Genomic DNA, 22,281 nt, shown 5'->3' on the forward strand with positions numbered 1-22,281 from the left:
TCAGGGGCGTAAATATGAGTACTCTTTTCAAAGGGCTGACACGCCCCGCTTTAATCCGGGGGTTGGGCGTTCCGCTCTACCCCTTCCTTGGAATGTGCCTTATTTCTGTATTACTTGGTGTATGGATTCATGATGCAATGTATGCACTCATATTGCCAGGGTGGTATGCCATCAAGCGAGTAACACAGATCGATGAGCGTTTCTTTGACCTGCTTTATCTACGAACTGTAATCAAAGGTCATCCCTTGTCAAACAAACGCTTCAGTGCCGTCCATTATGCGGGGAGCCAGTATGATGAAGTTGATATTTCCAGAGTGGACAATTTTATGAAGCTGAAAGACCAGTCTTCTATTGAGGAGCTGATACCGTACTCTTCTCATATCACAGATAATCTAATCGTCACAAAAAGCCGTGATTTGCTGGCTACCTGGCATATTGACGGCGCTTACTTTGAATGTGTTGATGAGGAGGATCTGACGTTACTGACAGACCAACTCAACACGCTTATTCGAAGCTTTGAGGGTAAGCCTGTGACGTTCTACACACACCGTGTTCGTGTAAAGAAAGAGGTTCAGTCTTCATTTAACAGTAAAATCCCATTTGTTAACCGGGTTATGAATGATTATTACCGTTCTCTTTCTGAGCCTGAATATTTTGAAAACAAACTTTATCTGACAGTCTGTTATAAGCCTTTCAATGCTGAAGATAAAGTTTCACATTTTCTTTCAAGGAATAAGCGGAATAAAAATATTTTTGATGAACCCATTAACGACATGAACGAAATTTGTGGCAGACTTGATACTTATCTGTCCAGGTTCCACTCTCGCCGTCTTGGTTTGTTTGAAGAAAATAGCAAGGTATTTTCTGACCAACTTTCCCTTTTTCAGTATCTGCTATCCGGGAAGTTTCAAAAGGTAAGAGTAACTAATAGTCCTTTTTATACTTATCTTGGCGGTAAAGACTTGTTTTTCGGTAACGATGCAGGGCAAATTACAGCTTCTGATCACGCCAGATATTTCCGGTGCATTGAAATAAAGGATTACTTTCAGGAGACGGACGCCGGAATTTTTGATGCGCTGATGTATCTCCCTGTTGAATATGTCTTTACATCGTCTTTCACTACGATGGATAAGCAAGCCTCCATCAAGGCGCTGGACGATCAGATTGATAAGCTTGAGATGACTGATGATGCGGCTAAATCATTGCTGGCTGATTTGCATGTTGGTCTGGATATGGTTTCCAGTGGTTACAACTCTTTTGGTAAGAGTCACCAGACGCTGATTGTTTTTGCTGACACGCCGGAACGTCTGGTTAAAGACACCAATATAGTGACCACAACCCTTGAAGACCTTGGGCTTATTATCACATATTCGACCCTGAGTCTTGGGGCTGCGTATTTTGCTCAGTTACCGGGTAATTATAACTTGCGCCCTCGCTTGTGTACCCTTAGCAGTCTTAATTTTGCTGAAATGGAAAGCTTCCATAACTTCTTTACAGGGAAAGAAAAAGGGAATACCTGGGGTGACAGATTAATTACCTTGCGCGGTTCTGGTAATGATATTTATCACCTCAACTACCATATGACCACGGAAAACCAGAATTTCTTTGGTAAAAACCCAACGCTGGGACATACGGAAATTCTTGGGACATCAAACGTAGGTAAAACTGTCCTTTTAATGACGAAAGCATACGCCGTACAACAGTACGGTGCGCCGGAGTCCTTTCCGTCTAACCGAAAGGTCAGGAAACTGACCACTGTTTTTTTTGATAAAGACAGGGCGGGTGAAGTCGGCATTCGCGCTATGGGAGGTGAATATTACCGGGTTAAGGGTGGCGCACCGACCGGGTGGAATCCAGCGGCTCTGAAGCCAACCAAGCGTAACATCGCTTTTATGAAGGATTTGATAAGACTGATTTGTACGCTTAATAACAATACCCTGGATGATTACCAGAACGGCCTGATTTCAGATGCAGTTGAGCGTTTAATGGCAAGGGAAGATCGTTCATTCCCTGTCAGTAAACTTATTCCGCTTATTCTTGAACCAGATGATGCAGAAACTAAGCGTCATGGTATCAAGGCTCGTCTTAAAGCGTGGAAACAGGGAGGTGAATACGGCTGGGTCATTGATAATCGCACAGATACTTTTGACGTATCCAATCTGGATGTTTTTGGTGTTGATGGTACGGAATTTCTGGATGATAAAGTTGTTGCCCCGGTAGCTTCGTTTTATCTGATTTATCGCGTAACAATGCTGGCCGACGGCCGACGACTCATTATTTATATGGATGAGTTCTGGCAGTGGCTGAACAACGATGCTTTCAGGGATTTCGTTTATAACAAACTCAAGACTGGACGTAAGCTGGATATGGTGCTCGTTGTCGCTACGCAGTCGCCGGATGAGCTGATTAAAACGCCGATAGCAGCTGCTGTTCGTGAACAGTGTGCCACACATATCTATCTTGCAAATCCTAAAGCCAAGCGTGGGGAATATGTCGACGGCCTACAGGTAAAAGAGCTTTATTTTGACAAAATTAAAGCTATTGACCCGCTTTCGCGTCAGTTCATGGTGGTCAAAAACCCACAGCGGCAGGGCGAACGCGATGACTTTGCAGCCTTTGCAAAGTTAGATCTGGGTAAAGCCGCTTATTATCTCCCGATTTTAAGTGCTTCTACGGAGCAGCTGGAGCTGTTCGATGAAATCTGGAAAGAAGGGATGAAACCGGAAGACTGGATTGATATCTATCTTGAACGTGCCAATCGTGGAATTAATTAAGGTGAATATGATGAAAAAACAATTTCTGGCCGCAACGCTCATCTGTTGCTCGGCAAGCGCCTTTGCTATAGGTAGCGGGGTGATTGTGCATGATGCAAAGTCAGCGTTAGATACGGCGGCGCAGTGGGTAAAAGAGGCCAAACAGTGGGAGAACGAGCTTACGGCCTATAAGGACGAGCTGTTAACGAAAACAGGTATCCGTGACGTTCAGGGGCTGGTTCAGGACGCACAGTCTGTCAGTAAGGAACTAACACAGATTTACGACCAGGGTAATGCATTTATCGATGACTACATTAAAAACCCTGATGCTGTGCTCTCTGCGCAGGCTAAATCGCTGCTTTCCGACTACAAGGTAACGGATACCTGTAAAGGGCTGGGGTACACAGGTAACCAGGTTCGGGGATGTGAGGCGACATTCCTGTCCCAGTTGGCAGGGGTTGAGTACGGTAATCAGCTTGAAGAAAAGCTGCGTAGCGACAACCAGTCGATGAAAGACCTTATCGATCAGGTTAAAAACGCGAAGGACACTAAAGCTACACAGGACGCGACTAATGCTGTCTCTCTGGAGAACCTGAAGTTCGAGAAGCTCAAATTTCAGTATGAAATGTATCGCGATAAGCAGCGCGATCTTGCAGAATACAAGATGAAGATGTCGGAGGCTGCATTCCAAAAGAAACAGTTGGATGCAGTCAATGCGGATACACCAATTGTTGATTATAAGTCAGCGTTTGATCAGCAGAGCTATGAAATGAACTGAGGAGGAACTTTGAAAAAATATGGAGTAGTTGCAGCGTTAGGGCTTACATTCTTTCTTGCCGGGTGTGAAGAGGTAAAGTCTGTAGACTGGTGGCAGTCTCACGTAGACGAAGCAACTAAAAAAGTAGCTGAATGCAAAAAGTCTGGTAGTGATAGTGACAATTGTAAAAATGCTAAAGAAGGTTTGTTTAGATATAAGCAATTGCATCCTAAGCACATTGACATTAAAGACGCATTCAAAGATGTTTTGGGTAAAGAGGGAAGTTAAAAGGAGCCATTATGGCAACTTCTAGGTTTTTCCAAGCCGCCCATGACGTTATTGTTAAAGTTCTCGACCAGTCTTTGACTGGTCAGTTAGATAACTTTTCTTCAATAGCGTATCAATTGGGTAAGTATGGTATTTCTATTTATATATTGTGGTATGCCTATACAGTAATTGTAGGGAAACAGAAATCTCATGTTCAGGATTTTATCTGGAATTTATTTCGTTTTTGGCTGATCCTTGTTTTTGTCAGGAATATGGGCGGTTGGCTAGATAGCGCTAATCAGGCTATAGATGGACTAAAGGAAACATTTGCAGGAGGTGACCCTTGGAAATGGGTTGATGAACTTTGGGAAAAAGTTCAGCAAGTTGCAGCATATCTTATGTCAAAAGATACTTCCACGTATGTTAAAACAGACGGCGCTATTGCGGCGATATTAACATATGCTGGCGGTATATTAGCGCTGCTATTAACATCTATAGTTTATCTTGCTGCTGAAGTTACACTTAAAATGCTAACTATTACTGCGCCATTGTTTATTGTTTGCCTTTCTTTTGGTTTTTTAAGGCAAATGTTTAATAGCTGGCTACAGTTAATATTTAGCTCATGTTTTATATTTCTGTTTTGCGGTTTGGCTATTAAAGCGGGAATGACTTTCCTTAATGGCATCTTGACCATATCTATAGCAAATGCAGACGAACTAAATCTCATCTCGACCGGTGCTCAAGCCGGGGTTGCGGGTGCATTCATGGCCTGGATTATCTGGCAGGCCAAAACCTATGCTTCACAGCTCGCAGGTGTTGGCGTTGAGGGGGCATTGCAGGGGGCTGCTGCTATGGGGATAGGTGCTGGCGTATTTGGTGCTTCCCGCATGGCGCGTGGTGCTCTTGGCATGGGGAGAAACGCAGGTATTGGCGCATGGAAGGGCATTAGTCGTCAGAAAGGGGGGCTTGGTCAGTCTCCGGGAATGTCCGGTAAGCTGGGTAATCTGACCGGGCAGGGGTTAAATATTGGTGCAAAAAAACTGCGTAGTGCCGCAATCGAAATGGCTAAGAAGAAATATGGAGGGTAGGTGAATAATTTATTATATATGGTTATTTTCATCTTTTTTATTACTGCCTGTTTGATAATGTCTTTTTTTACCAGTTAATCCCACTCTACTTTCTCACTCATCTTTAATCTCAGGTTTTACTATGAAACTAATTATCACGTTTTTCGTGACACTTTGTCTGTTTGGTTGTCAGGCGTCACACAAACAACCTCCGGTTTCCGGGAAAAGCGAACCTGTTAATTCAGCAGAGGTAATGCGCAATGGGGTTTAAAATTCCACAATTAAAACTGCCCGGTTTTAATAAGAAAAAAGAAGTAACGGACTCTTCAACCACATTTGAAGAGAAAAATGTAGTGTTACAGGAGAAAATGAACCGCATATATAAATTTGGTGGTATTGCTGGGATGGCCGTTGGTGTGTTGTCGCTGCTTGCCCTGAATGGTGCGCTTCCGTTAAAGAGTACGGTTGTCGAGGCTTATCTTATTAATGGTGTCACTGGCGTTGCTGAAAGACTGACTTCTGTTAAAAAAGAAAATCTCTCTGAAAATGAAGCGCTGGCAAAATACTTTATCACTCAGTACGTTAAACGTCGCGAAGGTTATAACTATTTTAGTCTTCAGCATGACTATGATTATGTATTGCTCTATAGCGCTGAAAATGTGGCAACTGAATATAATGCTCTAATCAATAGCAGTAATTCACCTAAAGTCATTTACAGAAAAGCTGAAAGAACGGCTACCGTGCAAGATAAGCCGTCTGTCATTATCAGCCCGTCATCCCGTCCTGATGATAAGGATATGGGGGCATATGTTCGCTTTAAACTAACCGTCAGGGATGTGGCGACAGGCCAAAATAATGATGAATACTGGAATATCCGGCTAACTTACCGGATTGAGCCACAGGTCGAAATGGCATCGGGTGAACGTAATAATAATCCGCTCAAATTCGTTGTAACCAGCTACGTTCGCGATAAAGAAGTTAAAGGGTGAAAATATGAAAATAAGAAAAGGAGCGTTAGTAATTGCGCTTCTGATGGCTGCGCACATTTGTAATGCGGCAGTACAGCCATCGGGAAGCCGCTTCGATCCACGAAACCAGATTGTCAGTTATAACCCTCAAAATACGACTGTTATTAACAGTGCAGTCGGCTATACAACCACACTGGTATTTGATGACGACGAAACTGTTATCAGTGCCAGAACAGGCTTCCCCCAGGGATGGTCGGTGAATAAAGAAGATAATCTTGTTTATGTCGAAGTGAAGCCAGTTAAACAGACGGTGCAGAACAACAACACGGACGAGAACGGAAAGCAGTCATCTGAAGTCGTTAACGTGGCTCTTGACCCTGAAACCGATCTGGAACGCTGGCGAACAAACCTGTTTGTCCGTACCACAAAACGCAATTACAGCATGGAGCTGAACGCCCGGACGTTTCGCCAGCCGGATAAAATTGCTTTTGTTGTGAATTACCAGTACCCGCAGGAAAGGCGTAAAGAGCAGGCCGAGATCGAGAAAAAAAGGATTGAGGCTTACAACAAGCGACAGGAAGAAAAAACCATCAACAACGCGCTTGAAAATGCCAAATCTCCGCGCAACTGGCAGTACTGGAAGCGAGTTGCTGAAGGTAGCCAGGATATCAGCCCGGATTATGCATATGACGATGGCCGTTATACCTGGTTTGGATTCAGCCCACTGAAGAAAATCCCGAGTATTTTTGTCATGAGCGGCGATCAGGAAACCCTGACTAATCCGGTAGTGAAGAAAAGCAGCAGTTTTACCGTTGTGGGTGTGCCTGTAGACCAGCGTTTTGTGTTGCGTATCGGAAATCAGGTTGTCGGGGTTGAAAATCGGGGCTTTGGCAAAGTCCGGCTTCCGGCAGGAGACACCGTATCTCCGAAAGTTGAAAAAGAGGTGATCCAGTGAGCGAACAGGAAAATAAAACTCTCACCGCCGTTGAAATTGAGCGGGAACTGCGCGAACGGCGACAGAAAGAGCTTGAGCAGGCCGACAAAACAGATAAAGAGGAGGATTCAGGACGGCCAGCTAACAGCCTGGGCATCGAGAAGCTTAAAAAATCACGTAAGGGGCTAATCATCATTGTGGCCGCCTTTGTTCTGCTGGCTGCTGGGGTATCCGTCTATTATGTCCCTTCCATCATCCGTTCAATGTCCAGTAATGACGAAAAACCAGCCAGTAGTGATGTGGCTACGGGGTCGGTGAAGCGTCAGACCGGGTTAAGCGATGACGTTGACCCTTTTAATTCTGACCAAAAGACGCAGGGCGGGCAGGAAGAGAAAAAAGGGGATAACAACAGCGGGAAAGCTGAAGCAGCGCCAGAAAGCGTACAGCATAACTTCAGCCGTGCGCTTGATGTGTCTTATGGTGGCAGTAGCTCTGCGGCATCGGGAGGTTCCGGCAGCGCCTCAACACAAACAGCCAGTGAAACCAAAGGTGGAGGTAATACCAGCACGACACAGGAGGTCGAGCCTGTTAATGCCGGAGCGCCCGTATCGCTGTCGAAAATTACCAGGGTTCCCTATGATCCCAATCTATTTATTCCAGAAAATACGGGCATACCCTGTTCACTGGACAGAAAGTTTATCTCTGATCTCGCAGGAAAACTGGTCTGCACGGTTAATTCTGACATTTACAGTGCCAACGGTAATGTAAAACTCATCGAAAAAGGAACTGCCGCCCATGTGATTTATAAAGCCGGTTCCCTTCAGCACGGTCAGGGCGCTGTATTCCTTATGGCGACCAAACTGAGAACACGCACTGCACCGTTTATCGATATTCCGCTGATTGATACACAGGCGGCTGGGCCATTAGGTGAGGCCGGAGCGTCAGGCTGGATTGATACGCATTTTTGGGAGCGTTTTTCCGGGGCTATGATGGTTGGCATGATCCCCGATGTGGCTCAGTGGGCGAGTGGAGCCGCTAAAAACAATAAGGATAACCAGACGGACTATACCGCAAACAGCCGACAGGCTTTTGCTGATATCGCCCGTGAAGCCTTTTCTAACAGTGTGAATATTCCACCAACGCTTTATAAAAATCAGGGGGAGATTATTACTCTGATTGTCGGTCAGGATCTGGATTTCTCAGGTATCTATAAACTGAAAATGCGATAAGAGGTCAGGTAATGCAGGGTGATATTAATACTGAAAATCGCCATATTGTTTACGATATCGTGAATGATTATTTTCATCAGTGGCTAAATAGTGTGGAGGGTTTAACCGAGATTGCCGTAAATCGTCCCGGTGAACTGTTTGTTAAAGTCAGGGGTAAATGGCAGCAACACCAAACGAATATGACTTTTGGTGACTGTATGTCATTTGCTGGGGCAATTTCTGATTATCATGATGGGGGTTCTGTTACGCCAGAATATCCATTGCGCTCTGCCACGCTCCCCCTTGGGGAGCGCGTACAGATTGTCATCCCCCCGGCAACGGAACGTGAAACGGTATCAATCACAATTCGTAAGCCGTCCAGTGTTTTTATTGACCATGAAACATTCGTTAAACAGGGTTTCTACTCGAAGCTAAATCAGGGCGCTGATTTCAGGAATAAAGAGGACGAATTATCTTTAATGTTTAAAGATAATCGTTTTGAACGGTTTATTCCTGAATGTCTGGTTAAAAGTAAAACGATGGTGTTCTGTGCCGGAACCGGAGCCGGGAAAACCACGTTTGCAAATGCCTGTCTGCAATACATCCCTCATCATCTGCGATGTGTTTCAATAGAAGATACTGATGAGGCAAAATTCCGTTTTCATAAAAACCATGTGAAGCTGTATTACCCGTCAGAGGGTGAAAGTATCGTTGTTAACTCGGCCTCTCTACTACGTTCTGGTTTTCGTATGAATCCAGACAGGATACTGATGACAGAAGTTCGTGGCGCGGAAGCCTGGGATTTTCTTAAAGGTTCAAGTTCCGGCCACGCAGGAAACATAACCACGGTACATGAAAGCACGCCTGAAGATGCTGTGCTTGGCCTTGTTCAGCGGTGTTATATGAACCCGGAATGCCAGAATCTGCCCTATAACATTATACTGCGAAGGGTTTTGAGCAACGTCGATGTAATCATGAGTATTAAGTACATTGATGACGAAGATCTACGCTTTGCATCGGGTATTTACTATCGCGATATTCACTTTCAGGAATACTTTGAAAAGCTGAAGGAGTGATCATGTCTCTTAAACTCCCTGATAAAGGGCAGTGGCTCTTTATCGGTTTTGTTATGTGTCTTTTTACGTATTATGCAGGTTCTGTTGCTGTCTACTTTTTTAATGGTAAAACGCCACTGTTCATATGGAAGAACTTCGACTCTATGTTACTCTGGCGACTCATGACAGAAAGTAATATACGGTCAGATATCAGAATTACGGCAATGCCCGCTCTTCTTTCTGGTTTAGCTGCCTCAGTTATCGTTCCCGTTTTTATTATCTGGCAATTGAATAAAAAAGATTTTTCTCTCTATGGTGATGCGAAATTTGCCAGCGATGATGATTTAAAAAAATCAAAGCTGCTAAAATGGGAGAAAGAGAATGACGACGATATACTTGTCGGCGCTTACAAGGGAAAATATCTCTGGTATACGGCTCCTGATTTTGTTTCGCTGGGTGCAGGTACACGCGCGGGTAAAGGTGCTGCAATAGGAATTCCTAATCTTCTGGTAAGAAAGCACTCTCTTATTGCTTTAGACCCAAAACAGGAACTGTGGAAAATCACCAGTAAAGTTCGCGAGGTGATTCTCCAGAATAAAGTTTTTTTGTTAGACCCCTTTAACAGTAAAACGCATAAGTTTAACCCGCTTTTCTATATTGATTTAAAAGCTGAGAGTGGCGCTAAAGACTTACTGAAACTGATAGAAATTCTGTTCCCGTCTTATGGTATGACGGGAGCCGAAGCCCACTTTAACAACCTTGCCGGGCAATACTGGACTGGCCTTGCAAAACTGCTTCACTTTTTTATCAATTACGCTCCTGACTGGCTTAACGAATTCAATCTTAAACCCATTTTCTCAATCGGTTCTGTTGTTGACCTTTACAGCAATATTGATCGGGAAAACGTACTGGCTAACCGTGAAGACTTTGAGGGGATAGCGGGATTAGATGAAACGGCATTGTTTCACTTACGGGATGCATTGACGAAAATCCGTGAGTACCACGAAACTGAAGACGAACAGCGTTCAAGTATCGATGGTTCATTCCGTAAAAAAATGAGTCTGTTTTACCTCCCTACCGTCAGAAAATGTACTGACAGTAATGATTTTGACCTTCGCCAGCTGCGCCGGGAAGATATCTCTATTTATGTTGGCGTGAATGCGGAGGATATGTCCCTTGCCTATGACTTCCTGAACCTGTTCTTTAACTTTGTCGTTGAAGTCACATTGAGGGAAAACCCGGATTTTGACCCAACACTTAAGCATGACTGTTTAATGTTTCTAGATGAGTTCCCTTCAATTGGTTATATGCCGATTATTAAAAAAGGTTCGGGGTACATTGCAGGCTTTAAACTCAAGCTTTTGACGATTTATCAGAATATCAGCCAGCTTAATGAAATCTACGGTATAGAGGGAGCTAAGACTCTGATGAGTGCGCACCCTTGCCGGATTATCTATGCTGTCAGTGAAGAGGATGATGCTAAAAAGATTTCAGAGAAGCTTGGTTATACAACCGCTAAGTCTACTGGTTCCAGTAAAACGAGCGGTCGTTCGACATCAAAAAGCAATTCCGAAAGTGACGCTCAACGCGCTCTGGTACTTCCACAGGAGCTGGGAACGCTGGAGTTTTCAGAGGAGTTTATCATCCTGAAGGGTGAGAACCCTGTTAAAGCCAAAAAAGCCCTTTACTACCTTGATTCGTATTTTATGGACAGGCTTATGCTGGTAAGTCCGAAGCTGGCTGCTTTAACGTCCAGTCTTAACAAGACAAAAAATATCTTTGGTGTTAAGGGGCTTAAATACCCTTCAAAAGAAAAAATGCTTTCCGTAGGTGAGCTTGAATCTGAGGTTTTATTATGAAAAGAATAGTGCTGGCTGGTTTTGTCTTTCTTTCTGCCTGTTCATCACCTCCTGAACCCCCACAGGTTGACTGGAAGAAAAACCCGGAAACAATGAATTCACAGTTAATGGACTGGCAACCTACTTTTACGGTAATTAAATCTGACCGTGTTAATTCATCCTGGGTAAAGGTTATAAAAAACTTTACTCCTGAGAACCGTCTTTACGATGATGCGGTTTTCTATGCTGTTGCTCATTCAGACTCAATTATTATTGAAAGTAGCCGGGGTGAAGACTTCTTTACTGCAAAAAACTGGCTTAGGTCTAACGGTGCATATGGATTAATCCAGTACCGATATAAGCGTGATGAATTTGGTGTTAAATCCATCAATATCTATCTTCAGAAAGGATGACATTATGAATGTTCGCAATGTGCTTATAGTTCCGCTCGTTCTTGCTGTGTTGACAACGCCTGCTTTAGCCAAAAAGCATAACCACACTGACGGGTTAAACCAGACGGGTGATCCATGTGAATTGTTAACCTGCATGGCCGGAAAATTACAGGGGGATACACAGCCAGCCTGTCAGACAGTTAATCAGCGCTTTTTCAATGTCCGGGTTTTTACCCCCTACTATAATCCTGAAGCCACAGCAAGGCTTAGGCAAAGTATCTTAAATACCTGTGACGGCGCTGTAATCAATAAAGACAATCTGGAAATGATTATTCAGCGCTATGGTCGCTCATTCCAGGAATAACGATAACCCCGAAAATTTCAGATTTTAATCTGAGGTTTGCGGGGTTGAACAACCGAAGGACGTTAGTTATGGATAAAATGATTTTAAAAATGTCACGTCATAATATTCAAACAGTAACGGTTACTCAGAATCTAAGTGATTTGAAAAATACAGGTAATGAGACAGTGAATGCGATTATCGAAAACTGTACCGCTTACATCTCTCTGGTTAATTGCAATGATAAAATTTTTCTGGATGAATGTGACGTTGAGAAACAGGATAAAGAGGATTAAAGATTATGGTGAGGATTATTATGGGATCAGCAGCAGGAAGAGTCAGTGATATTCTGTTTATTTTCATAGGATACTCTAAAAAGGTTGCCTCAGTGTTTACTCGGCTACTCTTTTTTATGGCTTGGTTCCCTGTATTGGTTTATGGGTTTTATCGTATCGCCGTTATCTTATGGGGAAGTACATCTGAATCTGAATACTATTACTTTGAGCGTTTTTTTAATTATACAATTAATTTGTATAGCTTGATTATTCCTATGTTGGTAGTTGTTGGTGTTTCAATCATCGTGATTTTCTCACTGTTTAAGATAGGAACTATCATGTGGGAGGAAAAGAAACGATGAAGTGTTTTCTTTATGCTTTTTCTCTTTTTGTAGTCGTGCTTCCAGCTACGTTGTGTGCAGCAGAAATTCAGGGAAAAGTTATCCGTGTGCTCGATGGTGACACCATCGAAGTATTGCAGGATAAAAAGCCCGTCAGGATTCGCCTGGCAAACATCGATGCACCGGAAAAGAAACAGGCTTTCGGGCGCTGGTCAACCAATCAGCTTAAAGGCCTGGTTGCAGCGCTGCCCGTCACGGTGACGTATACGCAGACAGATCGCTACGGGCGCATTATCGGGCGTGTGTTCACGGCGAACGGCACAGAGGCCAACCGCTTTATGGTGCAATCTGGTGCAGCATGGGTTTACGACAAGTACAACAGCGATAATTCATTACCGGCTCTGCAAAGGGCAGCACAGGAACAAAAGCGCGGCCTGTGGGCTGACAGTCAACCAGTGCCGCCGTGGGAATGGCGGCATAGTAAATAAAGAGGAATGAAACGATGATGACTGAATCCGATAAAGAACGTTTCAATAACCGTTTATGTGTTGGTAACTTGCTTGTAAGTGCAGATGTTTATGTTACACCAGGCATGACAGAAAGCGCGGCTGAGGTAAAGTTAATCGTCCCTAACGATGATTATCAAAAGGCAATGGATTTGTATGATCGTATTTGCCAGTTTGCTTTGCTTCATGGTGAAGATTTACAAGGGTTGTTCCAGACAGACAGATATTACTATATGTCATGTTTCGTGCGTGATATTGAAGCATTTAAGAAAGAATTTGAAAATGAGGAGGAGTTAAACCCTTTATTCAATCATGATAAGGGTGAAACGGCTGAGTTTCTTATCAGTTTCCCGGAGAAAGCTAACTATGATGATAAGGAACCAGTTAAACAATCCTTTCTGGAAATCACACAAAAACATGTCGATTCATTAGATGAACTTACATGGGGTAATTTTGAACACAGAGCATTCACTGGCGGAACGGTAGGTTTTGGCATCAATCCCCATACAATGGAACGCATTAACTTTGATGATGAGCGTGACAAAATAACAAAACTATCTCGTAAGGATTTCGTAGCGTCTAATCTCACTGATTCTTTCGAAGATGATTTTTATGTCAATCCTTTGTTCAATAAAGCAGAACAAATTGGTGAGATTGACGGTTATTCCGTTTTCTTCAATCCCAGGGGTTTTTATTTTTACTGGAACAAAGAAACCGAATACCTGCTTGAAAGCTGGCTGACGTTTCCTGCTTATCCGTATGGCTGGTAAAGGAGCCAATAATGAAAGTGAGTTCAATAAAGACGGTTTATGATTTTATGCGTTACTGCCGTATGCCGCTCTGGTTTCAGCGTTCAATCAGGGATATGAAAGTCGGTGACACCTTCATTCTTGGAAAATACACGCAGCCTGTTTCTCACGACAGTGATTCGTTTTGTGTACCTCCGCGCTATTCAGCTTGTCTGGATGGTAGCGAGGCTTGCTTCGTTGCGGAGGCGTGGATAGAAAAAGAGCGCGGGGTATACTCTTTTTACGCTACATGGACATTCCCGACAAAACCAGAACGTGCGCATGTTATGACATTTGGGGAATTCAGAATCCACAAAGGCGGCATTATAGAGTTCGATAATAAAAACGTTGAACCTGACGATAAGAACCATACGGTAAGAAGTTTCGCGCTTGTATCTCGTTATCTCGCGCATATGCTCAACTGCATGTCTGATGAAGATAAAAAAGTCTATTTTAAGAATAACAGTTCTCCTTTATTCAATGGTGTATGGCTGGATAGTGATTGCAATGAAAGGAGACAGCGTGCCGTAGAAGTTGATGGGAAAATTAAACGAGTATGGATTAATTACAAAGATTATATGCCAACGCATCAACTTTCCGCAATTGTTGAAGCTGCCTTTGCTACTGGCGCACTTCAGCTGGAGGATTAAAAATGGAACATGATAAGAAAACAGCACAAGACGCCCTGAAAAAATCGCAAGGGCATGTTCTGGTTCATGGGAGGACGGGGACAGGAAAAAGTAAACTACTCGAAGAAGCAACTATCCCCGATTCGCGTTACTTTGACTTTTCAAAAATGTGCGGTGCAACATGTTATCCAGACTTGCATTTCCTTTGCCGTACTAATGAAGATATTTACTTGGATCATATTCTGGATGCGAAGGAATCCACTGTCATTCTCGATAGTGTAGAATTTCCACAGAACATAAATGATTCATTTCTGTATGATTTTTTAAAAATCATGAGCGCCAGAGGGAAGCGAGTTATTGCTGTTGCATTTACTTCTAACACTCTGGAAAACTTTAAGCCAGTGTTTGAGTATGAAATAGAAACCCGGCGATTAGAAGATGGTTCTTTCACCTGCACAACAACGAGTAAAACAGGCAGCGTGGAGTCATTATTGAAAAACCGATATGTCTGGGAGGATGATGACAATGAAGATACTTTTTCATTAGCAAGGGATGTCAGTGACCAGCTATCAATAATAGTTAACGCCTTTGACAAAGATAATGCACAAGAAATTATTGTTGCGGCAGCGGGCGAAATTCAGTCCTTAGTACAAAAAGATTGTATTGACAGGAGCCATTAATATGAGACTTTTTATTGCTGAAAAACCATCATTAGCAAAAGCGATTTTCGAAGGATTAGGTGGCAACCCTAATACGGAGAAGAAAAACGGTTATTTTGAACACGGCGCTGATGCTGTTACCTGGTGTTATGGTCATATGCTTGAGCTTTATGACCCGCAGGATTATGACGAAAAATATGCTAACTGGCGATTCAGCGATTTACCGATTAAAGCCGTTTATCCACCCACGTACAAACTAAAACCTGAATCTGAAGCACAGACCCGCATTATTCTGTCGCTGATAGAAAAAGCCGATAGCATTGTTCATGCTGGCGACCCCGACGATGAAGGGTGTTTACTGGTTGATGAGATTTTAGGTTATGCCGGAAACAAGAAGCCCGTCCAGCGGCTGCTGGTTGCCGATCTCAACCTTGCGCCAGTGCAAAAATCGCTGGCAAACATGCAGCCTAACGAAAAATTTCGCGGCATGACAGATAGCGCTTTGGCACGTTCTCTGTGCGATCAGGACTTTGGTTATAATATGACGCGAGGCTGTACGCTCAAAGGCCGTGAGAAGGGATATGACGGTGTTCTGAACGTTGGTCGTGTACAGAGTGCGGTTCTCGGACTGGTGAACATGCGCACGCTGGCAAACCAGAATCACACTGAAAGCTTTTACTACGATGTTTTCGCCAGTCTGAAGATGAACGGGAATCATATTAAGGCGAAATATCAGACAACGGACGGCGATCAGATCGACGATAAAAAACGCCTGATTTCAGAAGCACAGGCCGCGCATATTGCCGAACGGGTAGCGGGTAAGGACGCTTTCGTGACGATCGCGACAACTAAACCGGAAAATACCAAACCGCCGCTGCCCTTGAACTTGTCCACGCTTCAGCAACTTTGTGCAAAACGATACGGTTATACGGCTAAGGAAACGCTGGATGTGATGCAGGGGCTGTATGAAACACACAAGCTGCTGACCTATCCCCGCTCTGACAACCGCTATCTTTCAGATGAGCATTTTTATCAGGCCGGGGATATTGCAGTCGCTATCGCGGCCACAATGCCGGAACTGGCGTCGGCAACCGCAGATATGGAGAAGGAACAAAAGCATAAAGCCTTTAACGCCAGTAAGATCGAGGCACACCATGCCATTATTCCGACGACGAAAAGCGGAGCCGGTATTCAGCTCAGTGAGAAAGAGCGGAACGTCTATAACCTGGTGGCCGTCTATTTCATTGGTCTGTTTTACCCGGATGCCATCCGTGACAAAACAAAAATTCACTTCGATATTAAAGGTGATACCTTCACGGCCACACAAAGCGTTCTGATACAAAAGGGCTGGGAAGCGCTGGGTAAAGACAATGATGAAGAGGACGATGCCGAAGATGCCGGAACGGGCGGTTTTGATTTATCGACTCTGAAATTTAATGACAGCGGCCTGTGTGAGTCGGCTGACGTGGACAAGAAAAAGACAACTCCACCCCGCTATTTTACGGAGTCAACGTTACTGGCCGCGATGACCAGTGCGGCAAAATTTATCGATGATCCGGCTCTGAGAAAAGCGCTTGAAGCCAAAGACGAGGGGAGCAGTGACCGGGGCAGTATCGGCACAGAAGCTACCCGTGCGGGTATCCTTGAAAAACTGGCTGCCAATACCGGGCTTATCTCGATAGAGAAAGAAAAGGGCTACTCTGAGTTGGTATGGAAAACAACAAAACAGGGGCAGGAGTTCTGCGCTGCTCTTCCGCCTGAAGTGATTAAACCCAACATATCGGCAATATGGGCTGAAAAACAGGCGCAAATCAAATCCGGCGAACTGACCGTTGAGGATTTTATCAGAGACAACGACGATTATATTCGCGGTTTAATCGACGATCTGGATAAAAACGGGATTAACATTTCGTCTAATGCCACGCCCTGCCCTGTCTGTAGCAAAGGTTTTCTGCGCAAACGTAAGGGGCAGAATGGCTTTTTCTGGGGGTGCTCATGTTATCCTGAGTGTAAAACATCATTCCCGGATAAAGATGGAGAACCTGTTACAGAGAAACAGGCTTCTGAGGGGGCAAGCGCCCGTCTTGGTGTCCCCTGCCCTTCCTGTAACAAAGAGATTTTAATCAGGCCAAAAGGCTTTTTCTGTACGGGGTGTGAGTTTAAAATCTGGTCTGAGTTTTCCGGCAAGAAACTGACACAAAATCAGGTTGAAACGGTGATAAAAAAAGGTAAAACCAGCGAGATTAAAGGGTTTACCAGCAAAGCCGGGAAAAAATTTGACGCTGTAGTTACCTTGCAGGATAAATCTACAGGCAAACTTGGTTTTGAGTTCAGGAAAAAATAATGGTGAAAACCAGACAAGACTGGCTTTTCCAGTTAAGAAAGTGCCAACACCGGGAAACCTTAGAGAAAGTTATAGAAAAAAATGAACGCAGCCTTACCGCTGGAGAGCTGGTAACATTTTATTCTGCTGCTGATCACCGATTGGCTGAGATAATCATGAATAAACTGTTTGATAAAATCCCCGCATCAGTCTGGCAACACGTCAGATAACCCATAAAGAGAGGAACTATGAGCGATAATGAAACGTTTGATGCAGCCCGAAGACTTCTGACGAATATTCGTTCTGTCCGTGTCTTTGCGCGTGAAACGAGCTTTGAGCAACTGCTGGAAATGCAGGAAAAGTTGAACGCTGTTATCGAAGAGCGGCGAGAAGATGCTGAACGTGAAGCCGCAGAACGTCAGGAACGTGAGAAAAAACGTCAGGAATTGCTTCAGCTCATCGCTGGGGAAGGTTTTTCTCCTGAAGAGTTGCTTGGTCTGACCGACGATGCGCCAAATGCACGTAAGAGTAAATTGCCGAAAGCACCGCCAAAGTATCAGTTTGAAGAAAATGGCGAAGTTAAATTCTGGTCTGGCCGTGGACGTTCGCCAAAACCGATTGATGAAGCGTTAAAGGCTGGCCGTTCTCTGGACGATTTTCTTATCAAGAAAGAGCCGTCTGGTTCTGCTGACGATAAACAGTAACTTTATAAGCCCTCCAGGTTGTGCGGAGGGTTTTAAGGAGATTAAAACGTGAGTGACTTATCACCCTACAAACAAATCATCCCGGCAACAGACTGGTATTTCAGGCATGATAATGTCCCCGGTGAGCATGGCGAATCGACCGTATACCAGCTTGCTGCATGGGCGCTAAAAGAAAATGGGGATATTGTCGGACTGGTGACTGTTCGCGATATCGATACAGGGCATCCTAAGCTGGTAACGCCGCCTCCAGTTCCCGGAGATTACTTGCATAAAGAACAGCTCACCGATGATGAAAAAACGTGGGCGAAAAAGCGTTGAGTCGTTTCCCCCCTCAAGCCTCTGTACCGGAGGCTTCCTTAATCCTGCCAGCAAAGATACCTTCTGCAGCTGATGCGGCCGCGCAATAATGCCAGCATAATTCCTTTCTCGATGCCAGTCGGCGACCCAAAATGCCAGCAAAAATGATTGCATTCGGTTTCGGGCTACTATATTTTATCTGTATCGTACAATACAGATAAGGGTGAGCATATGGATCATGTCGGAATAGCAAAGGTATGGCGTCAGCGGAATCAGGAACATGCTGATTCCGGTGTTGTGCTTATATGGGATGGCGAGGCGTATGGCTGGAAAAACGTTCTCCGCGATCCACAGCATGAACGCCCAGGAGCAATTGCCGTCGATGCCGAAGGTAATATGTTTATTGCCGAGGGCGGGAATGACTATGACGGCGCTAAATGCTGGGTAGTCTTTCAGGAGTCCTGATAATGACCAGAGCCACAGAACGCGCTTACAACGAGCTACAGCAGGCGTTTGATTTCTACAATCAGAGGCTGTTTAACGGCGAACTTCCCGACTGCCTGATCACCTTCCAGCGCGGTAAAAACACGATGGGCTATTTCAGCTTCAGACGTTTTGTTGCTGCTGATGGCAGCGGCAAAATGATTGATGAGATTGCCCTGAATCCTGAGTATTTTCCGGCATATCCGCTTATTGAAGTTATGCAGACTCTGGTTCATGAACAGTGTCATATGTGGCAATTTCACTTTGGTAACCCTTCCCGCAAGACGTACCACAATGCGCAGTGGGCGGCCAAAATGGAAAGCATCGGACTAATGCCCTCTTCCACCGGGAGACCTGGTGGCGCGAAAGTCGGCCAGAAAATTAACGACTATCCGATCCCCGGCGGTCGCTTCCAGCTTGTCACACTGGAACTGTTTCAGGGGCAATTTGCGTTGAGCTGGTTTGACCGCTTCCCCGTTCAGGTTGAACAACAGAAAGACATGACCGCCGTTATCGAACAATGGCGGGAAACGCTGGCTCAGGCGCATCAGAATGCAGGCTCCGGCATTGATATTGAAGCGGTGCTGTCAATGGCTCTGTTACCGTCAGTGACGCCACAGAACGGGAACGCAGATTCAGAAGTTATAGCCGGGAGCAATACGTCCTTTGTTGCGGCGTTTGAGGACAAGCCTAAACGGAACAAGGCAAAATATCAGTGTCCGGGGTGCGGTGCTGCTGTGTGGGGTAAGGCCGGGCTGAATATCCATTGCGGAGATTGTGAACAAGCTTTCAGAGAAAGCTAAGTGCCAGCAAAATTCTACGACCGCAGCAGTTGGCCATCGATTTTTTGCCAGCAAATCTTTCTTCCGGATTCGTGCCGGCGTGATAAAAATGACAGCAAAAGAGGTTTTCTATGGGGCATTACACCATCAGAACAAATGACGATGAAGATCAGGTTATCAGAAAGGCGCAGGAGGTTACCGGAATGGCGTCAGCCAGTAAAGCCTTTATGACGGCCATCCTTGAGCTTCAGCGTAACAGAGACGAGATAACGCAGCTCAGGCGCTCACTAGCGCAAGAAAAAGCGCGGAGTCAGGAGCTAGTATCATCGGTGAATCAATTCCGTTCCAGCCTGAATACTATGTTCGAGCTGGCCGACAACGGCAAAAGTTAATATCATCAGTTTTGTCAGGGCGTAGTTGGGGGCTTTCTTTCACGGGGGATGGCGACGCTTCAGTTTAAAAAATCGGGATTAACCTCCCTTCACTCGAACTCAGATTTCACGTAGCGCACGCTGTTTCAGACGCAAAAAAGCCCGACTGGTGAGATCGGGCTTTTTTGTTTTCCGGTTCGGAGTTGGTGCTCTGGCCGGGGAAGTCACTCTACATCTAACACCCATAATATTATGGCACTTGACACAGGCTGTCCAGTGGCAGTTGACACAAGTTGTCAACTGACTGAATTACAGCATGAGTTTCGCCAGCAGATCGGTATAATTGCGGGGTTAGCTCTGTAAGTGGCCTCCCTGCCCTTCCCCGTTCCGGCGGGTATGAATAGTTTCAAAAGTCCTGGCTGAACAAACAGGTGGTGCTGTGTTTGGTGCTCTGGCAGGAGGAAGTCACTCTACATCTAACAATGCGAGAGAACCGTTGTGACAGGCAGTGTATGAGTAAGCAACGGTGATTTCCTCCAGCTTATCTGGAGAACCGGATGATTAATCTGTTAATCATCGTTCTTAGAGCGGTAGCGGCGCTGGCAAACGCGCTGATTGCTATTCTGGAACTGATCCGCCAGTTCATCGATTGATGAATACGGAAACGTAACTAAGGCTGGGGGCTAACCACCTCCGGCCTTTAATAAAAACATCGTTTAGTTACAACATTCATCTGATGCGCATAACCCCCCCCACCTAACCTTTTAGGGGTCAGTTTGGAGATCGGAAATTTTTGTACTATAAGGGCTTCCCCGAACAGTCAACGCCGGTTTTTAATTTCTGGCTGTTCATCAATGAAAGGCAAGGGATGAGACTGCACTACTATAAACGGTCACGCTGAATCGCTATTGATTCGGACCCTGATGAAAGACGCTCGTGAGATCCTCCTTCGTTAATCGGATAGTGATATCCAGTAGGATATGCAGATACTTCTCACGGGGGTCTAACCCTTTACCATCAACGAGTTACAGTTCAGTTACTACTCAGTTTAATTTTTCACGTTGTTGAATACAGTCTGAAGTCATCGCCGTAATGTAATGATGCCCAGCACAACCTCGCATTCTTGGCGGCGATTGCAACGACAGCACGCCAGTATCCCCGCCTACCAATCAACGAGCAGACCCAACGGCTAAACGAGTCCGTTCTATTCTCTGCCCCTACCATAACAGAACGGGCTCCCTGGACCAGCAGGGTTCGCAGGTAGGCATCACCCGCTTTTGTTATCCTGCCAAGCTTTGATTTTCCGCCACTACTGTATTGTGATGGCGTTAGCCCCAACCAGGCTGCCAGTTGGCGCCCGTTCTTAAAATCATGGGCATTGCCAATACTGGCGACCAGCGCACTCGCCGTTGTGGGCCCAATACCTTTCAGTTCCATTAACTGCTGGCTGCGATGATCTGTTTTGGCAACACGAGATAACACCCTGTCATATTCGGCGATTTTCTCTTCAATATTAGTGACATGTGCTAATAGATCATCAATGCACAGCCTGACCTGTACTGGCAGAGTTTCCTTCTGGTCAGAAACAGCATGACGCAGAGCATCAGTGCTTTGTGGGGCAATAACCCCGAATTCAGATACCAACCCCCGAAGACGGTTATACGTCGCTGTTCTTTCCTGAATAAATCCCTGTCTTGTCCTATGTAAGCATTGCATTGCCTGCTGGCTTTCGTCTTTGACGGGTACAAAGCGCATGTGCGGCCGCTGCACAGACTCACAAATAGCTATTGCATCAGCTGCATCATTTTTCCCGGTCTTACCCGCCATGCGATAGGGTGAGACAAATTTCGGTGCCATCAACCGGACATCATGGCCATACTGCCTGAATAATCTTGCCCAATAGTGGGCACCCGAGCAGGCTTCCATTCCAATGACACAGGGAGGTAAACCAGCGATGAGTTCAGAAAGTGCTGCACGCGACACCTTGGGTTTAACCAGAACTGCTTTACCATTTTGGTCAACGCAGTGAACAGCAAACACATTTTTAGCAAGATCGATACCGACAGTGGTGATGGTCATAACGAATCCCTCTGGGTCAATGTTTATCCCATGATTGCATGAAAGTTAACCAGGCGCATATCCAGGGGAAGTCCCTTCCATTCGTTAAGCGCATTATTTAACCAATCTTGGTTCGTAAGGGGTTGATTTTGCGTCAGTGGCTATCGCTTTTAAGTTGTCGCTCTTGCAGTATCGCATTTAGGTTATCCGATTAAGGTCAAACCTCTGAAAATGCCGTATAGCGCGGGAGTACACCCTATTGCTATAGGTAAGTCTGTTCAAAAAACAGGCTTACCGTACAATAATTCTCTATATCCAAACTGACCCCTATCTGCAATCAACCAATAGTTAGCTGCAAAACAATCAGGTCTTCGACCTACTTAACTTCATTAAAGATCTACTTATTCGCTGGATAAGTTCTGTGGATAACGGGGAAAACCGATAATGACCGCCCTTGCAGCGGCCAGATGGCCGCGCCGGTTCGGC

General features: G+C 45.0%; 26 protein-coding genes. 25 read left to right on the top strand and 1 reads right to left on the bottom strand.

From position 1 onward, the window contains the following. Positions 1–14: 14 nt before the first annotated feature. The 25 genes from HV311_RS27220 to dqlB all read left to right on the top strand — a co-directional run bounded on the left by HV311_RS27220 (position 15) and on the right by dqlB (position 20,390). Entirely contained in the window at positions 15–2,774 is a 2,760-nt protein-coding gene (locus HV311_RS27220) for a VirB3 family type IV secretion system protein (protein ID WP_044715159.1), read from the top strand. A gap of 10 nt (positions 2,775–2,784) precedes the next feature. Then, entirely contained in the window at positions 2,785–3,531 is a 747-nt protein-coding gene (locus HV311_RS27225; RefSeq protein WP_044715162.1) for a type IV secretion system protein, read from the top strand. Positions 3,532–3,540: 9 nt separating this feature from the next. Further along, a complete protein-coding gene (locus tag HV311_RS27230) occupies positions 3,541–3,798 on the top strand; it encodes an EexN family lipoprotein (protein ID WP_044715163.1) in 258 nt (85 codons plus the stop codon). An 11-nt stretch (positions 3,799–3,809) separates the two neighbouring features. After that, entirely contained in the window at positions 3,810–4,865 is a 1,056-nt protein-coding gene (locus HV311_RS27235; RefSeq protein ID WP_044715165.1) for a type IV secretion system protein, read from the top strand. A 239-nt stretch (positions 4,866–5,104) separates the two neighbouring features. Beyond that, entirely contained in the window at positions 5,105–5,833 is a 729-nt protein-coding gene (locus HV311_RS27240; protein WP_044715168.1) for a virB8 family protein, read from the top strand. 4 nt (positions 5,834–5,837) lie between these two features. Further along, positions 5,838–6,767, top strand: a complete 930-nt coding sequence (locus HV311_RS27245; protein ID WP_044715170.1) for a TrbG/VirB9 family P-type conjugative transfer protein — start codon at positions 5,838–5,840, stop codon at positions 6,765–6,767. Continuing rightward, positions 6,764–7,975, top strand: a complete 1,212-nt coding sequence (gene virB10, locus HV311_RS27250) for a VirB10/TraB/TrbI family type IV secretion system protein (RefSeq protein WP_044715172.1) — start codon at positions 6,764–6,766, stop codon at positions 7,973–7,975. The genes HV311_RS27245 and virB10 overlap by 4 nt, the downstream gene beginning before the upstream one ends. 23 nt (positions 7,976–7,998) lie before the next feature. Next, positions 7,999–9,030, top strand: a complete 1,032-nt coding sequence (virB11, locus tag HV311_RS27255) for a P-type DNA transfer ATPase VirB11 (RefSeq protein ID WP_191221246.1) — start codon at positions 7,999–8,001, stop codon at positions 9,028–9,030. A 2-nt stretch (positions 9,031–9,032) separates the two neighbouring features. Continuing rightward, the gene (locus HV311_RS27260; protein WP_191221241.1) at positions 9,033–10,868 is read left to right on the top strand and encodes a type IV secretory system conjugative DNA transfer family protein; all 1,836 of its coding nucleotides are present in this window, start codon (positions 9,033–9,035) and stop codon (positions 10,866–10,868) included. After that, on the top strand, positions 10,865–11,260 hold the full coding sequence (locus HV311_RS27265) for a cag pathogenicity island Cag12 family protein (protein ID WP_044715177.1): 396 nt from the start codon (positions 10,865–10,867) through the stop codon (positions 11,258–11,260). The genes HV311_RS27260 and HV311_RS27265 overlap by 4 nt, the downstream gene beginning before the upstream one ends. A gap of 4 nt (positions 11,261–11,264) precedes the next feature. Further along, on the top strand, positions 11,265–11,603 hold the full coding sequence (locus HV311_RS28165) for a hypothetical protein (protein ID WP_225622178.1): 339 nt from the start codon (positions 11,265–11,267) through the stop codon (positions 11,601–11,603). 68 nt (positions 11,604–11,671) lie between these two features. Continuing rightward, complete coding sequence (locus HV311_RS27275) at positions 11,672–11,875, top strand: hypothetical protein (protein ID WP_044715181.1); 204 nt, start codon at positions 11,672–11,674, stop codon at positions 11,873–11,875. Between the two features lie 20 nt (positions 11,876–11,895). Beyond that, on the top strand, positions 11,896–12,216 hold the full coding sequence (locus HV311_RS27280; protein WP_044715215.1) for a hypothetical protein: 321 nt from the start codon (positions 11,896–11,898) through the stop codon (positions 12,214–12,216). Beyond that, a complete protein-coding gene (locus HV311_RS27285) occupies positions 12,213–12,683 on the top strand; it encodes a thermonuclease family protein (protein ID WP_044715183.1) in 471 nt (156 codons plus the stop codon). Before HV311_RS27280 ends, HV311_RS27285 begins: the two co-directional genes overlap by 4 nt. Positions 12,684–12,697: 14 nt before the next feature. Next, entirely contained in the window at positions 12,698–13,471 is a 774-nt protein-coding gene (locus tag HV311_RS27290; RefSeq protein ID WP_044715185.1) for a hypothetical protein, read from the top strand. An 11-nt stretch (positions 13,472–13,482) separates the two neighbouring features. Then, positions 13,483–14,139, top strand: coding sequence for a hypothetical protein (locus HV311_RS27295; protein WP_044715189.1), 657 nt, complete (start codon positions 13,483–13,485; stop codon positions 14,137–14,139). 2 nt (positions 14,140–14,141) lie between these two features. Continuing rightward, on the top strand, positions 14,142–14,798 hold the full coding sequence (locus tag HV311_RS27300; RefSeq protein WP_050886235.1) for a hypothetical protein: 657 nt from the start codon (positions 14,142–14,144) through the stop codon (positions 14,796–14,798). Between the two features lies 1 nt (position 14,799). After that, a complete protein-coding gene (locus tag HV311_RS27305; RefSeq protein WP_044715191.1) occupies positions 14,800–17,121 on the top strand; it encodes a type IA DNA topoisomerase in 2,322 nt (773 codons plus the stop codon). Beyond that, complete coding sequence (hha, locus tag HV311_RS27310) at positions 17,121–17,330, top strand: hemolysin expression modulator Hha (protein WP_044715194.1); 210 nt, start codon at positions 17,121–17,123, stop codon at positions 17,328–17,330. The genes HV311_RS27305 and hha overlap by 1 nt, the downstream gene beginning before the upstream one ends. Positions 17,331–17,348: 18 nt before the next feature. After that, positions 17,349–17,804, top strand: a complete 456-nt coding sequence (locus HV311_RS27315) for an H-NS histone family protein (RefSeq protein ID WP_044715196.1) — start codon at positions 17,349–17,351, stop codon at positions 17,802–17,804. A gap of 48 nt (positions 17,805–17,852) precedes the next feature. Next, positions 17,853–18,122: a hypothetical protein gene (locus tag HV311_RS27320; protein WP_044715198.1), complete on the top strand. Its 270-nt coding sequence runs from the start codon at positions 17,853–17,855 to the stop codon at positions 18,120–18,122. Positions 18,123–18,332: 210 nt separating this feature from the next. Further along, positions 18,333–18,566: an antirestriction protein ArdR gene (locus HV311_RS27325; protein WP_044715201.1), complete on the top strand. Its 234-nt coding sequence runs from the start codon at positions 18,333–18,335 to the stop codon at positions 18,564–18,566. Positions 18,567–18,568: 2 nt separating this feature from the next. After that, positions 18,569–19,387, top strand: coding sequence for a SprT-like domain-containing protein (locus HV311_RS27330; protein WP_040080118.1), 819 nt, complete (start codon positions 18,569–18,571; stop codon positions 19,385–19,387). Positions 19,388–19,497: 110 nt separating this feature from the next. After that, complete coding sequence (locus HV311_RS27335) at positions 19,498–19,758, top strand: hypothetical protein (RefSeq protein WP_040080119.1); 261 nt, start codon at positions 19,498–19,500, stop codon at positions 19,756–19,758. Between the two features lie 536 nt (positions 19,759–20,294). Next, positions 20,295–20,390 carry a DinQ-like type I toxin DqlB gene (gene dqlB / locus HV311_RS28170; protein WP_000609145.1) on the top strand — a complete coding sequence of 32 codons (96 nt, stop codon included), beginning with the start codon at positions 20,295–20,297 and terminating at the stop codon, positions 20,388–20,390. A gap of 403 nt (positions 20,391–20,793) precedes the next feature. Here the strand turns inward: dqlB and HV311_RS27340 are convergent, their stop codons facing one another. Continuing rightward, positions 20,794–21,816: an IS110 family transposase gene (locus HV311_RS27340; RefSeq protein ID WP_182240922.1), complete on the bottom strand. Its 1,023-nt coding sequence runs from the start codon at positions 21,814–21,816 to the stop codon at positions 20,794–20,796. Between the last annotated feature and the right edge of the window lie 465 nt (positions 21,817–22,281).

This window comes from Citrobacter sp. RHBSTW-00881, assembly GCF_013728515.1.
Lineage (GTDB): Bacteria > Pseudomonadota > Gammaproteobacteria > Enterobacterales > Enterobacteriaceae > Citrobacter > Citrobacter braakii.